Source organism: Bradyrhizobium betae (genome assembly GCF_004123905.1).
GTDB lineage: Bacteria > Pseudomonadota > Alphaproteobacteria > Rhizobiales > Xanthobacteraceae > Bradyrhizobium > Bradyrhizobium betae_A.
Genome location: NZ_MZXW01000057.1, coordinates 37,785 through 51,767 on the forward strand (window position 1 = coordinate 37,785; position 13,983 = coordinate 51,767).

The window sequence follows — 13,983 nt, forward strand, 5'->3', positions numbered from 1 at the left end:
TCAGGTCTCTTCCGATTGCAAGCGACCAGCCTCCGCCATGACGGGGCTCTCCTCGCGCCGCCGATGCCCGCTCCACCAGTCGGCAGCAAACTTGCCGATGCCGAGCACAAAACCCTGCGGCGCCAGCATCACCGTGGCGAGCAGCAGCGCCCCCATCAACACGAGTGCTGCCTGCTGGCTGTAGACCGTGATAGTCTGAAAGCCGAACAGCAGCAGGAACGATCCGACCAGCGTCGCGGTCAGATCGCTCCGTCCGGAGAACGCTACCCATATGATGGGCATTGCCGCAGCGGGCAGGCCGATGCTGGACGGCGTGATGAACTGTCCCCAGGACGTGTACAACGCGCCGCTGAGGCCGGCGAGGCCGCTGCCAATCACAAAAGTCAGCAGCTGATATTTCCGGACGTCGTAACCTAGCATCTCGGCACGCTGCGGGTTTTCCCGCGTTGCCACGATGACGTTGCCTATGCCCGAATTCACCAGCATGCGCAGCGCGAGGTAGACGATCACGATCAACGCGATCATGACGTAGTACAGCGTCGATCCTTCGATAAAGAAGTCGCCCACGGTCAGCGGGTCCATGCCCTTCATGCCGTTGAAGCCGTTGAGCCGAGCCGAGCCTATGTGCCACTCCGGCCCTGCAGTCTGGCCAAGGAAGAAGGCGAGCACGAGGGTCGCGGACAGCGTCACGATACCGAAGAAGATGCCGCTGATCCCGCCCCAAATCATGAAATAGCCGAGGATGCCCGCCGCCACCATCGCTAGGACAACCGAGAGCATCAGCGCGACGATCGTTGCTGTGCCGCCGCCCATGTTGATCGCGAGCACGCCATACCCGTAGCCGGCAATGCCGAAGAACAAGGTCTGACCGAACGATAGCATGCCGCCATAACCCCACATCAAGCATAGGCCGAGCGCCATGAAGATCCAGATCAGAAAGTAGGCGAAATTGCCAACGTCGTAGGAATCAGCGAACAGCGGATATGTCAGCGCGCCCGCGAGCACGACAAGGAAGCTAGACCAGAAGACCTTGCCACGTCCGAGCGTCTGCGGACCTTCCAGCAGCTTCAACATCACAAATTCCCTTTAGCGCCCACGACGAACTAGAACACTGGAGAGTCCCTCGGGCAGAACCCGAATGATCAAAATAACAGCGACCAGCATGCCAATCTGCCCGATGATCTGGCCGTAGCTCGCGTTCAGCGCCATCCGGATTATCGCCAGCAACACGGCCGCCGGCGCTGTTCCGAGCAGCACGTTCGCCCCTCCGATCACGACTGTGACAAAGCTTTCAACCACGAAGGTCGCTCCCATTGTCGGGATCAGCGTCATGGTTGGTGCGTAAAGGGCCCCGCAAAGCCCGGCGAGACCCGTGCCGATTCCGAAACTGATCGCATAGATGCGGCCAGTGCGCGCGCCCAGCGCCTTCGCCATGGCCGCATTCTGCATCGTCGCGCGCGAGATCACGCCGAATCGCGTCTTCATGAAGATGATGTAAAGACCAGCCAGCACCGCTACCGCGCACGCGAACAGCACCAGACGATAGGTCGAAAACGTATAGCCACCGATCGCAAAACTTCCCTCGGGCGTTCCGATGCCCCGCACCGCGGAGCCTACGATCAGAAGCATCGATTGCGTTACGATCAGACTAAGGCCCCAGGTCGCGAGCAGAGAGTCCAGCGGCCGCTTGTAGAAGCGCCGGACAACCAGGAACTCGACAAGGACACCAATGAGCCCCGCCGTGAGCGCGGCCAGGATCTGGGCAATTGCGAGCGGAACGCCCAGATTCACAAGGCCGACGGTGACATAGGCGCCGCACATGATGAACTCGCCATGCGCCATGTTGATGACGCCCATCATACCGAACACGATGGCAAGACCTGCAGCCGAGAGAATGAGGAACGCGAACACGTCGGCGAACTGATAGAATACCGAGAATACTTCAGCCGACATCTTGGTCCCTCTGTCGATCCCGGCGCCGCATCGTTGCGGCGCCGGCCTTGTCCAGGCAACTCTCAATACGAGCAAAATCCGTGCCCGTCAGGCGTCACGATTTCTTCGGAAGGTGGCTCGGCGTGTATTGGTCCTTGTCGTTCTTCTTGGTGAGATCGCAACCGATTTCGCTAAGCCAGTACGGCTGGATCGTCCCATAGTCCTTCTCGACTTTCACCTCATGCTTCGGCCCGACCGAGATCAGACGCATGCGGTGCGATGTGTGCTGGCTCTTAGGATCGATGCACACCTTGCCTTCGGGAGCGTCGATGCATGCATCGCCGGTCGCGATCACCTTGCGCATGTCGTCGAGCTTGATCGACTTCGCTTTCTCGACCAGCGCCTTGTACATATAGAGCGCATTATAGGCATTGTAGCCCATGTCGTTGATGTAGAGTTCGTCAGGGAATTTCGCATGCCAGCGCTTCTTGAACTCGGTCGCTTCCGGCGTGTCGATCTCCTCAAACCAATTCGCAGTCGCATGCATGTTGTTAAGCGCAGGCGGCTTGAACCGCTTGTGCTCGAAGCCGAGCATGACCTTGATCGACGATCCCATCGGCAGATTGAGGTTGGCCGCAGCCGCCTGCTCGAAGAATGAATCCTGCGCAGCGCCGACATTGATCGTGAGTAGCCAATCCGGCTTCGCTTTCTGGATGTTCTGGATCGTCTGCGCGAACTGCGACACGCCGAGCGGGATGAACTCCTCGCCTACGACCTCGCCGCCGAGATCCTTCATGATCTTGCGGTTCCACTCGGCCGAGATTTGACCGAAATTGTAATCAGCGGCGATGACATAGACCTTCTTTCCGAATTTCTCGACCATCCATGGAATCAACGTTGAGAATTGCTGCTCCGGCACTGCACCCATGCTAATCATGCTGGCGTCACAGACGCCGCCTTCATACTGATTGGTGTAGAAGTACGGTGTCGAGGTGCGATCGACGATGGGACGTAGCGCCTCGCGAGAAGCCGAGGTGATGCCCCCGATCAGAACGTCGACCTTGTCGCGGTTGAGCAGTCGACGGCCGAACTCCTGATAGCGCGCGTTGTCGCCCTGCGGATCAAGGTGAATCAGCTCGATCTGTCGCCCCAGGATGCCACCGCTTTTGTTGATCTCCTCGACTGCCAGCTGCGATCCATGCAGCTTTGGCATTCCCATGAAGGCGAGGTCCCCGGACACATCCTCGAGCAGACCTACCTTCAACGGCGGTTCCGCCGCCCGACCAACACTCGCGCCTGCCACTGTACCGAGCATGGCGCCAAGCAAGACCATTCTGAGCTTTCGTCCCGAATTCATCGTGATATCCCCTGTTTCTGAGAGCGGCTGGATGTCATGGCTTGAGGTAATTCTTCAGGATGGATGCCCCCATCGTGTATTTTGGATCGACCATGTTGCCGAGCCGCATGCGGCCGGCTTGGCTGAGCAGCATGTAGGCGTCGATCTCGTCGAAGCCGTAATCGGCCGCCATCCACCGCACGAGTTCGCGATAGGCGATACGCGCCGCGTCCTCAAGCGGACGCGCGCTGCCGATCGTCATGATGAAGTCCTTCGTTTCGAGCCGCGGCCAGGCGAAGCTCCAGTTCTTGATCAGGTCGACCTGCAACGTGACGGTTGCGCGCTGCTCCAGCGCCACGCCCGAGAGCTCACCGTCGCCCTGCGTCGCATGGCAGTCGCCGACGTAAAGCATCCCGCCCTCGGTATGCACCGGGAAATAGATGATTGCTCCGGGAGCGACATCGGGCAGATCCATGTTGCCGCCGTGGTAGTCGGGTTGCAGCGACGAGATCGCCTCGATCTCCGGAGAGACGCCGATTGTGCCGATGAACGGCTCGTAGGGCAGCGTGATCTTATCGTTCCAGCGCACGCCGGTCCTGTCGACATGCAGCTTCTTCACACGCTCCGGCAGCGGCGGATTGAGCAGCGCCGTCGAGCTTGTTCCAACCAACCCCCCGAACTCCGGAATAATGCAGGTCGTTCCGGCCGGCTGTTCACCCCGCGTCTCGACATCGCGGATATAGATTGCAAGGCAATCGCCCTTCTTGGCGCCTTTGACGGCGATCGGTCCGCATTGCGGGTTGAGATAGGGGAAGTTCAGTTTGGCCGTGGGGCTGTCGCTCTCCTTGGTGAGCACGCCGCCGAAGGCGTCTTCCGTCTCGACGACGACCACTCCGCCCGGATCGATGGACAAGGTCGGCGTGGCATAGGGACCGTAGACGTAGTGGAAGCTACCTTGTTGCTCGATGGTCAGACTATGCGACGCGCCGATCGCACCCTTGGCGACTGCGCGTTCAGCCATGATGGATGTCTTCAACCAGTCTTCGGACATGTGATCGGCTCCTCAGCTCAGATCGGGGGATGACGCTTGTGCCAGTCGGTAAGGCGCTGGAACGCATCGCCTGCGCGAACGAGGCCGGCCTCATCGAAGTGACGGCCGACGAACTGGAAGCCGACCGGACCGCCATTTGCGGTGAAGCCCCCGGGCAGCGTCACGGTCGGGCTTCCCGTCATGTCGAACGGACACGTAAAGCGGAGCAATCCAGAGATGAGGGAGGCGTCCTCGCCGAGGGCCGCCATCTTGGCGAGGGTTGGCGCCGCGAATGCCTGCGCCGGCACCGCGAGGAGGTCGACCGACTCGAACAGAAGGCGGACGGCGCCACGAAACGCCTCGCGGCGAAGCACGATCTTCTGATAGTCCATGCCGGACTGCTGCCGGCCGAGATCGAGCAGGCTCGCGAGCGCCGGGCCGTACTCGTCCTTGCGCGCAGGATAAGTGTCCTCGTGCGCGACGGCCACCTCGATGCCGCAGAGCGGGAACCAGTCGTCGATGACCGCCTTCGCATCGGGGAACGTGACCTCCTTGATCTTCGCGCCGAGGTCGGCCGCCACACGCAACCCCTCAGTCAACACCAAGGCCGCATCGCCGTCGGTGCCTTCGCTGGTCCAGCGCCGGTCGACGCCGATCGTCACGCCACGCAGGTCGCCGGAGAGACCAGCGAGATAGTCGGGCACGAGCAGCGGGACCGACGTCGTGTCCTTGGGGTCCTGACCCGCGATCACGCCGAGGATGGCGCCGCAGTCGACCGCGCTCCGCGCCATCGGGCCGATGTGGTCCAGCGTCGCCGCGAGTTCGAACGCGCCATAGCGGCTGACGCGGCCCCAGGTCGGCTTGAGCCCGGTGACACCGTTGGCCGCGGACGGAAAGCGGATCGATCCGCCGGTATCGGTGCCGAGCGAGCCGAAGCAGAGCCCTGCCGCGGTGGCGACGCCGGAGCCGCTCGAGGACGCGCCGGGCCAGAGATCCGCGTTCCACGGATTTTTCGGCGGGTCGATCTTCGGGTGATGATCGGCGTAAGCGCCTTCGGTCTGCTGCAGCTTGCCGAGAATGATTGCGCCGGCTTCCTTCAACCGCGCCACGACAGTTGCGTCCTCGGTTGGACGAAAGTCGTGATGGATGGTCATGCCGTGCGCGGCGGGCGCGCCCTTTGCCCAGCAGAGGTCCTTCACCGCCACCGGCACGCCGTGCAGCGGCCCCCTGATCTTGCCGGAAGCGACCTCCTTCTCGGCCGCCGCCGCTTCGGCGAGCGCCGAGTCGGCCATTACACAAGCAAAGCTCTTGAGCTTGCCGTCGAGCTGCTCGATCCGCCCGAGCATCGCTTTGGTCGCTTCGACCGGCGATAGCTCCTTCGCCTGGATCTTCCGCCCGACGTCAACGAGTCCTAGATAGTGGAGATCTGCTGTCGCCATCGCTTATCATCCTCCCACTCGATGTGACACACGGTCGTCTTCACGCATGCGCTATCCTCACTGGCGACGCGGACGCATCGCCAGCTTCCCCGGCGGCAAACGAAAAAAGCCACCCGTCCCTCCCGAATGAGGCGACGAATGGCTCAAATGCCGCGGCTATGATCTATCGCTTAGGGTCCACAATCGAACGAAGCACTTAGTGCAAAGAGCTGGACGTCATCGGCCAGATCGGCGCACGCAAGGTTCGGCAGGTAACCCCTAGGAGAAAAGTCTAAGTAACTGCCCATCGCATTGTCAACGATGCTCTCTGCCTAAATTTCGATAGTGCTGCGCAGCAAAACGGCAGGCTACTTGCACTGCCATCCCCGATGATGATTTCATTGTCGCGTTGCACCACCGAAAGTCGGCAATGACAAAATCGTCTGTTCCCGTTGGCATCATCTGCTCGCAGTCCGGGCCCTATCAGGCCATGGGCCGCGAGATCCTCAAGAGCGCCATAATGGCGGTCGACGAGATCAACAACCAGGCGGAGTTTGATTTCTCGATCGCTCCCCATATTCGCGATCCCCACGGCGTCATCTCGGAGTATCATACGGTCTGCGACGACCTCATCCGCAATGTCCGCGTCGAGCACATCATCGGCTGCTACACGTCCGCATCGCGCAAACAAGTGCTGCCCATCGTGGAGCGCACCGATCGCCTACTCTGGTATCCTGCGCGCTATGAAGGCTTCGAGTGCTCCGACAACGTGATTTATGTTGGCGCTTCTCCAAATCACAACGTCTTGCCGCTCGTCCAATACGTGCTCGACAATCTGTCACGGGAGATCTTCTGCGTCGGCTCCAACTACGTTTGGACTTGGGAGACAAATCGCGTCACCCGTGAACTGGTCAGCGCGGCAGATGGCCAAATCCTCGCCGAACGGCTGCTCGAACTCGGCGAAGGTGCCGTCGATCACATTGTCGACGAGATCGTTCGTCGCAAACCGCCAGTCGTGTTCAATACGTTGGTCGGAAGCTCGAGCTACGACTTTATCCACGCCTTTCACGCCGGCACCAAGGCCGCGGGTCTGGAGATTCCCATGTTGAGCTGCAGCCTCTGCGAGCCGGAACTCGCGATCATCGGACCGGCATCGGCCGGCTGCATCACGTCGTCGGCCTATTTCGAGAGCATCCGCCTGCCGGAGAACCGCGCGTTCGTCGCACGCTGGAAGGCGCGGTATGGTGACGACAGCAGCCCCTCCGTCGACGGGCAATCCGCCTATGTTGCGGTCTATTTGCTGGCGCGCGCGCTGCAGCGCGCGGGCACATCCGACATCGCCGAGGTGCGGCGCGCCGCGGCAGGCTATCGCTACAATTCGCCGCAAGGGCCGGTCTGGATCGACGGCGGCAACAATCATTGCGTCCTTACACCGCGGCTGGCCGTATCCAATCCGCACGGACAATTTGATATCTTCTGGGAAGCCGACGCGCCTGTTAAGCCTGATCCTTACCTGACGCAGCTCGACGTTGCGGTCAGCCCTTCGAGGGAGATCTCGGTGGGCGGCGCATTGCCGAGCGCGCCGCATTTGCGGGTTGTGAAATGAGCAGACCGTCTTCGTTTTCGCTGCGCGGACGCAAGGCGCTCGTTGCCATCAAGGACGAACGCGATGCAATCATCGTGCGACGCCAGTTCGAGCGTCTCGGGATCGCGGGTGTCGCATGGACGCCGGGTGAGCCCGTCGGCTTCGCACCGGACCTGTCGCTGATCGATGACGAGTTCCTACCCTTGCTGCAGCCGGCGCAACGCGCGTACCTGGCGCGGTCACCTGTCATCGCACTGGTCGGCACCGAGACCCCAAGCCGCCTGAAGTTGGTGTTCGAGCTCGACCCAGCTTCGTTCCTCATCAAGCCGCTGCGATCGGCCGGCATCTATGCAGCGCTCGTCATGGCATTCGAGCGAAACGAACGCACAAGCGAATTGAAGCAACAGATCGTCAAACTCGAGCAGCGCCTGCGGTCACGTCGTGTCGTACTTGCCGCCGTTCTCCAGGTGATGCATTCGCATGCGCTTGCCGAACCTGCCGCCTTTGCGCTGATCCGAAAAGCCGCCATGGAGCAACGCAAGACGATCGAAGAGCTTTCGGCAGAGATTGCGGCAACGGGCATGCTCCCGCGCGCAACAGGTTAGATCGCCTTCTGCGGCGGGCGTGGCAGGCCGCAATCTCCTGTGCCCGCTGGACTCTTTGCTGTTTGCATCGTCACATCGAGAAGATGAGCCGTAGCACGCGCATCGCATAGCGCTTGATAAGCTCTCAACTGATTGGCATCATCGGGCAAACTCTGTTTCGGCTTCTGCCCCATAGTTGACATTCCAGCGGTTTTAGCTGCGGTCTGCTATTCGGGCGAATCAGGCATCCACCTCCCGTCCAGCGCCCAAATGATAAGCTTTTGCGTATTTCCTTATCAGTTCGCCAACTGACTCTGATACGGCCGTTCCCTATCGCGCAAGTTCGTCATTGGAAGGCACGCCTTCCATGACCATAAGGTTGACCCTGGAGAATATCAAAGCGAGGCGTTCGCGTTCGTTGGGCTAGGACCGCAGTGCAGCTGTCGCATCCTTGTCGAGGTCGCGTTTATAGCCCGTAATTACAACACCATAGATCGATCGATCCCTCTCCGGGCTTACGAGTCCATCGCGAACATCGCGTAGCACTGCTTGAGGATCCGGACGAAGCGGGTCGCCATAGCCTCGCGAAACCATCGTGACTCGGAGCGAGGGAAGGTAACGAACGCCGTACTGGGGGACCTCGAATTGCACAAACCATGACAGCCGCCACGGCCTTATTGTCGCCGCCAGCGCGGTTCGGATCAACCCTTCTCTCATCTCCTTCGGGTCAGAGGCTTCCCTCCAACGCCGGCCTAAGCGCAGTCAGTTCACCTCAAGGGAGCAGGCCTACTGCCAAATTTAACTGAGGTCTGCGCGGGTCCCATGCGTTCATTTTATAGCTCGCTGATTATGCAGCAGCATCGGTGACGACGAAGCCAGTGCTCGCGGCGACCGCCTGACACGTGACTGAGGCAGGAGGTCGGCTTTCGGGAACAACCTGTCGGAGGCGTCATGTCTGCTCCGCAGGGTCTACATCGCGAGATAGCGCCTTCGAATATCATCATTTCCTGAAAGGCCTGTCGTGCTTTCACGATGTACGACTTTGCCCTTATCGATGACGAGCGCCTCCTGTGCAATCCGCAGGCAGAAATGCATGTTCTGTTCAGCCAGCAATATCGTGGCGCCACCCGCGCCCAATTCTCGCAAGACCCTGCTGATGTCGGCGACAATGATCGGCGCCAGCCCTTCGCTAGGCTCGTCAAGCAGCAGGACCAGCGGGTTTCCCATCAGCGCACGAGCGATCACCAGCAGCTGTTGCTCGCCACCGGAAAGGCGGCCTGCCTGGCGGGATCGAAGCCTTGTAAGAAGCGGGAACGTTTCCCAGATCCGCGGCAGCGTCCAGTCACGCCGGCCACCAGGGCCGCTCTTGGCCGCGATCAGGAGGTTGTCCTCCACACTGTGCTCGGGGAATACTTGCCGGTCTTCCGGCACATAAGCCATTCCCAGTTGCGCGCGCGCGTGAGGCGGTGCGTGCGTGATGTCGCGGCCAGCGAAGAAGATGCGGCCGCTGCGCACTGGGACAATGCCAGCGAGCGCCTTCATTGTCGTGCTCTTGCCCGCGCCATTTCGGCCGAGCAGCGCTAGTGTACACTTTTCCTGGAGCGCAGCATCGACGCCGAATAGGATCTGGCTCGCGCCGTAGAACACGCTTACGCCCTCCGCACGCAAGAGCTCGGTCAAGTTGCGTTCTCCTCTGCCCCAAGATAGGCGTCGATGACAGCCTGGTTGTTGCGGATCTGGTCTGGGGTGCCCTCGGCCAGCACCTTGCCGTAGCAGAGCACGCGAATGCTGCTGGCAACCTTGAAGACGATATCCATGTCGTGCTCGATGAAAATAAGGGTTAGCTTTCGGCGTTCCCAAAGAGCGCGAACGCGCTCAATCATGCGCCAGCGTTCGTCCGGGCCCATGCCAGCCGTAGGTTCATCGAGCAACAGCACTTTGGGCTCCAACGCGAGCGCAAGAGCGATATCGAGCAGCTTCTGATCGCCATGCGAGAGGATGTTCGCCTCGACATCGGCGACATCGGTCAACCCGACGAACTCCATCACATCGTCGGCACGCTCGCGCATGCCAGGAGACGGAAAGCGATGAGATAGGCTGGCCCAGCGGCCGGCGTGGGCCGTGACCGCAGCCATCAAGTTCGCGCGCACAGTCATGGTCGGAAAACAACTCGCGACTTGGAAGGCACGACCAATGCCCCGCCGCATGCGTTCCGTTTTGGAGAGCTGGAGAATGTCCTCACGGTCAAGCAGCACCTCGCCAGAATCGGCGATGAACGCGCCACTGATCAGGTTGAAGAAGGTCGTCTTGCCGGCCCCGTTCGGTCCGATAATTGCTGATAAGCTGCCGGAGGGAAAGGCAAGCGACACGTCGTCGATCGCGCGCACGCCGCCGAATGACTTCGTGAGATGATTGATCTCAACGTTCATCGCGCGCGCTTGCTCCAGACGAGGTGGATGAAATCGAGTACGCCTCGGCGCAGGCCAAGCGCGAATGCGAGGATCACGACGCCCAGGACAAGTCCGTGATACTCCGTAAAACGCTGTACCAGATCGTTCAGCGCGAGCAGGATCATCGCGCCCAGCACGGGCCCAAGGAAGCTGTTGATGCCTCCCAGCATGACCGCAAAAATCGCTTGGCCCGAGTTGGGCCAATCGGCCAGCTCGGGATAGGCGCCTGATACGAACAGGGCTGCCAGCACGCCTCCAATCCCGGCGAAGCCGCCCGCGATCGTGAATGCCAGCAGCCGGGCGCGCCACAGGACGATGCCGACAAAGCTGGCACGTTCCGCATTGTCGCGGACCATGCGCAACGTATTCCCAAACGGACTCATCGAGACATGGCGGAGCGCCAACAATCCGAGCACGGCTACGATGGCGCAGAACTGGTATAGATGAAGCTGCGAGCCCAGATCGAAACCCAAGATGTGACGGCGAGGAATACCACCGCGCAACCCCTGATCACCTCCCGTCAGGCTCTGCCATGAAACAATAACGCTGAAGAAGAGCATCTGCACCGCGAGGGTGATGAAAGCGAAATAGTCCGTGCTTAGTCGGACGCACATTGCGCCAACCACGAAAGCGGCGATGGTCGTCAGAGCCACCGCGAATAGCGCCGCGACCGGCAGAGACAATTCCGTCAACTGCATCGTGAGGCCAAATGCATAGGCGGCGAAGCCATAGAACATTCCGTGGCCGAATGAGACCATTCCTGTATTGCCGACCAGCAGATTGAGCGAGGTCGCGAACAGCGCCATCGCGCTGAGACGGATAATGAAATCCTCGAAGGCGGGGCTGCGATGCAACATTGGGATCGCGAGCACCAAGATCAGCACGATCGCGGCGAACAGGGCATCGCGCAAGGCAGGATTGCGATTCATAGAGGGCGGCCGAACAGTCCTTGCGGGCGCAGGACCAAGATACCAATCATGACGATGTAGATAAGCCCATCTGTGAAGCCAGGGAAGCCGATCGTGCCGAAGCCTCGAACGAGCCCGATGACGAGCGCCGCAACCATCGCGCCAGCGATCGAGCCCATACCGCCGATCACGGTGACGATGAATCCCTCGATCAGGATCGAGAAGCCCATGCCGGGCGAAAGCGAGCGAACGGGACCCGCGAGCGCGCCTGCGAGGCCAGCGAGCCCGCCACCGATCGCAAAGACGATCGCGAATAGCACCGTCGTATTGACCCCGAGTGCCGAGACCATCTGCGGATTGACCGCCGCGGCCCGAACTGTCTTGCCGAGGCGCGTTCTGGACAGCCCGAGGCTGAGCACCATGGCTATCAGCGCTGCTATTCCGATCAGCACGGCGTAAAATGGGGGCACGACGCCGCCTGCAATGAACAGTGGCGGGACCTGAAAGGCAGCCGGCATTCCCATGGCGCGGAACTCGGGACCCCAGACACTCTTGACGATGTCGTCGAAGATTAGGACCACCGCGTAGCACACCAGAAGCTGCATAAGCACGTTGCTGCCGTAGACCCGGCTCATCAGCACGCGTTCGAAGAGCACGCCGAACAAGGCCATGGCCACCGCACCCGCCAACACGGCGAGCGCGTAACTATCCGTCGCGGCATATGCGCTGTAAGCTACATAGCCGCCTAGCATGTAGAAGGTGCCGTGGGCGAAGTTGACGATCTTGAGAACGCCGAAGATCAGCGTCAAGCCGGCAGCCACCAGGAATAACAGCATGCCCACGATCAGGCCGCTAGTGGCCTGCGTCACCACACAGGCGGGCGTCGTAAAACATACGCCGAGCGCGTTAAAGTCCATCGATCGTCAGCTGTAATTCTGCTGCTTCTTCCACTCCGTCTCAAGTTCGATAATCTTGCCCCAATCGGCGGGTTTGATGTCGGTGATGAAAGGATCCTTCGGAATGGTCTGTCCCCACCCGATCGCATAGCCGATTGTCGTGTGATCGTCCCGCATGGTGATGGTGCCGTCGGCGCCAAAGGGCGAATTGATCTTCAGTCCCGTCAGGGCAGCCGCTATCGCCTTGCCGTCCAGAGAATTGGCCTTCTTGATGGCTGCCTCATAGAAGTGCATGGCGACCGAATTCTGCCAGGACCAATTAGTCGGCCGTTCGTTCCACCTTTTGAAGTACGCCTGACCCCATTCCTTGTTCGCCGGCGTATCCGGGAATGTCTCAAGATAGCGGGTGGCCGACTGGATGCCCGCGGGCAGATTCTTGATCGCGGCCAGTACTGGATAGTCGACGTTCGGAGTTGCGACTGTCATCTGCCCGAACAGAGCATAGACATTCCCCTGGTTCACGAACGCCGAGAGATCGCCGGCATACAGCAGCGTGAACAGCGCCTGCGGCTTGGCCTGGATAAGTTTGGTAATCACTTCGGTGAAGTCCGGCTGGCCGAGCTTGGGCCAGGCCTCGGTTACGACCTCGACATCCGGTTTGAACTTCTTGAAAAACTGCAGATACTGCGCCGTCGTGTCGCGCCCATAGGCGTAGTCCGGTGAGCAGGTCGCCCATTTGTTGATTTTCTTGGCATTGGCGAAGTCGGCGAGATAGAGGCTGCCGGCCACAGCATCGTGCACGCCCTGACGCGCCACGCGAAATGCGGTGGGCACCCGGATCTTCGGATCTGCGGTGAGCGATGACGTCTCGCTGTTGGTGTGAATGCAGGCCACATTGAGGTCGCGCATAACCTCCTGCACCGCGAATGAGGCGGACGACGCTTCCGCATCGACCAGCAGCTCGCAGCCTGCAGTGTTCACCAGTTCACGTGCGACGCGCGCGGCTTCCTGCGGCTGGCCTTTGGAATCCCGGAATACAAACTCGATTTGCCGGCCCAGGAAGCCGCCAGCGGCATTGATGCGATCTTGCTCGACTAGGAGCGAGTTGCGCGAAGAGGTGCCGAGCAGCGCGATGGGTCCCGATAGGATGCTTTGCATGCCTATGCGGAGAGTATTTGCCTGTGCCCTGGCTACCCATGGGGCGGCCACCAAGGTAGCCGTGCCACCGGCCAAAAGCGTGCGACGCGTGACGGGTCCGCTCATCGAACTGCACCTCCCTGTGATCCGGCTGTTGAATCAACCAGTCGTGTTGTGCCCCGACTGTAGATCAGCGAGGCCATGCTGATCAAGCGACATAAAGGTGGAGCGAGGCCGGAGCCTCGGTAATGGGCATTGTACCTTCCGGTAGAGTTGGGCGCAGCCTTGCTGCTCAATATACGTCACGGGATCGAACCGCGATGCGCTGGTGCCGCGCTATCCACCTTGCCCATTCCGGTCATCGCATGGACTTTCGCGAAGCGGATCCGCTTCGGGAATGAACACTCACGACTTAACATCGCAAGATGAGCGCACGGCGCCTGTCGCTCGAGGTGTTTAGCGCGAAGGAAGGACGGCTACTCGTGGTCCCTCACGTCGAGCTCATCCAGCGCCGGTCATTTCCCTTTCAACCTTAACTGCGGACAGATGGCGACCCGGGAGAACTCAGACGCAAATGATACATGACGCAGCTCCGCTCACCAGGAGCGATCTACGGCAGTACGCGGGTCATTTCGAGCCGACGAGCGAGATATACGGGCGGCTCGCTCGCACAAGGCGGACGCCCCTTGCCAGCCTTCGGGAACGAG

12 protein-coding genes are annotated in these 13,983 nt (G+C 60.6%); 2 read left to right on the forward strand and 10 right to left on the reverse strand.

What is annotated here, in order from left to right; translation table 11 throughout:
* From B5V03_RS40725 to B5V03_RS40745, 5 genes are all read right to left on the reverse strand, one after another.
* Positions 1-1,074, reverse strand: a complete 1,074-nt coding sequence (locus tag B5V03_RS40725; protein ID WP_129276031.1) for a branched-chain amino acid ABC transporter permease — start codon at positions 1,072-1,074, stop codon at positions 1-3.
* Positions 1,075-1,086: 12 nt separating this feature from the next.
* Complete coding sequence (locus tag B5V03_RS40730) at positions 1,087-1,953, reverse strand: ABC transporter permease subunit (protein ID WP_129276032.1); 867 nt, start codon at positions 1,951-1,953, stop codon at positions 1,087-1,089.
* 94 nt (positions 1,954-2,047) lie between these two features.
* A complete protein-coding gene (locus tag B5V03_RS40735; protein ID WP_206736253.1) occupies positions 2,048-3,265 on the reverse strand; it encodes an urea ABC transporter substrate-binding protein in 1,218 nt (405 codons plus the stop codon).
* A gap of 58 nt (positions 3,266-3,323) precedes the next feature.
* A complete protein-coding gene (locus B5V03_RS40740; protein ID WP_129276034.1) occupies positions 3,324-4,319 on the reverse strand; it encodes an acetamidase/formamidase family protein in 996 nt (331 codons plus the stop codon).
* 17 nt (positions 4,320-4,336) lie between these two features.
* Positions 4,337-5,737 carry an amidase gene (locus tag B5V03_RS40745; protein ID WP_129276035.1) on the reverse strand — a complete coding sequence of 467 codons (1,401 nt, stop codon included), beginning with the start codon at positions 5,735-5,737 and terminating at the stop codon, positions 4,337-4,339.
* 409 nt (positions 5,738-6,146) lie between these two features.
* On the opposite strand from B5V03_RS40745, the gene B5V03_RS40750 reads away from it, so the two are divergent.
* Both B5V03_RS40750 and B5V03_RS40755 read left to right on the forward strand, forming a co-directional pair.
* Positions 6,147-7,322 carry a transporter substrate-binding domain-containing protein gene (locus tag B5V03_RS40750; protein WP_129276036.1) on the forward strand — a complete coding sequence of 392 codons (1,176 nt, stop codon included), beginning with the start codon at positions 6,147-6,149 and terminating at the stop codon, positions 7,320-7,322.
* Positions 7,323-7,396: 74 nt separating this feature from the next.
* Positions 7,397-7,906 carry an ANTAR domain-containing response regulator gene (locus B5V03_RS40755; protein WP_245502495.1) on the forward strand — a complete coding sequence of 170 codons (510 nt, stop codon included), beginning with the start codon at positions 7,397-7,399 and terminating at the stop codon, positions 7,904-7,906.
* A gap of 948 nt (positions 7,907-8,854) precedes the next feature.
* Here B5V03_RS40755 and B5V03_RS40760 read toward each other — a convergent pair.
* From B5V03_RS40760 to B5V03_RS40780, 5 genes are read right to left on the reverse strand one after another with little or no spacing between them, the layout of a single operon-like run.
* Positions 8,855-9,565, reverse strand: coding sequence for an ABC transporter ATP-binding protein (locus B5V03_RS40760; RefSeq protein WP_106946049.1), 711 nt, complete (start codon positions 9,563-9,565; stop codon positions 8,855-8,857).
* Positions 9,562-10,314 carry an ABC transporter ATP-binding protein gene (locus B5V03_RS40765; RefSeq protein WP_129276038.1) on the reverse strand — a complete coding sequence of 251 codons (753 nt, stop codon included), beginning with the start codon at positions 10,312-10,314 and terminating at the stop codon, positions 9,562-9,564. Before B5V03_RS40765 ends, B5V03_RS40760 begins: the two co-directional genes overlap by 4 nt.
* Complete coding sequence (locus B5V03_RS40770) at positions 10,311-11,246, reverse strand: branched-chain amino acid ABC transporter permease (protein WP_245502496.1); 936 nt, start codon at positions 11,244-11,246, stop codon at positions 10,311-10,313. The genes B5V03_RS40765 and B5V03_RS40770 overlap by 4 nt, the downstream gene beginning before the upstream one ends.
* Before the next feature lie 14 nt (positions 11,247-11,260).
* Positions 11,261-12,160, reverse strand: a complete 900-nt coding sequence (locus B5V03_RS40775; protein ID WP_129276040.1) for a branched-chain amino acid ABC transporter permease — start codon at positions 12,158-12,160, stop codon at positions 11,261-11,263.
* Between the two features lie 6 nt (positions 12,161-12,166).
* Positions 12,167-13,402: an ABC transporter substrate-binding protein gene (locus tag B5V03_RS40780; protein WP_129276041.1), complete on the reverse strand. Its 1,236-nt coding sequence runs from the start codon at positions 13,400-13,402 to the stop codon at positions 12,167-12,169.
* Between the last annotated feature and the right edge of the window lie 581 nt (positions 13,403-13,983).

Coding starts and splice junctions, on each gene's coding strand:
- B5V03_RS40725 (WP_129276031.1), bottom strand. CDS start 1,074: ATGTTGAAGCTGCTGGAAGGTCCGCAGACGCTCGGACGTGGCAAGGTC.
- B5V03_RS40730 (WP_129276032.1), bottom strand. CDS start 1,953: ATGTCGGCTGAAGTATTCTCGGTATTCTATCAGTTCGCCGACGTGTTC.
- B5V03_RS40735 (WP_206736253.1), bottom strand. CDS start 3,265: ATGGTCTTGCTTGGCGCCATGCTCGGTACAGTGGCAGGCGCGAGTGTT.
- B5V03_RS40740 (WP_129276034.1), bottom strand. CDS start 4,319: ATGTCCGAAGACTGGTTGAAGACATCCATCATGGCTGAACGCGCAGTC.
- B5V03_RS40745 (WP_129276035.1), bottom strand. CDS start 5,737: ATGGCGACAGCAGATCTCCACTATCTAGGACTCGTTGACGTCGGGCGG.
- B5V03_RS40750 (WP_129276036.1), top strand. CDS start 6,147: ATGACAAAATCGTCTGTTCCCGTTGGCATCATCTGCTCGCAGTCCGGG.
- B5V03_RS40765 (WP_129276038.1), bottom strand. CDS start 10,314: ATGAACGTTGAGATCAATCATCTCACGAAGTCATTCGGCGGCGTGCGC.
- B5V03_RS40775 (WP_129276040.1), bottom strand. CDS start 12,160: ATGGACTTTAACGCGCTCGGCGTATGTTTTACGACGCCCGCCTGTGTG.
- B5V03_RS40780 (WP_129276041.1), bottom strand. CDS start 13,402: ATGAGCGGACCCGTCACGCGTCGCACGCTTTTGGCCGGTGGCACGGCT.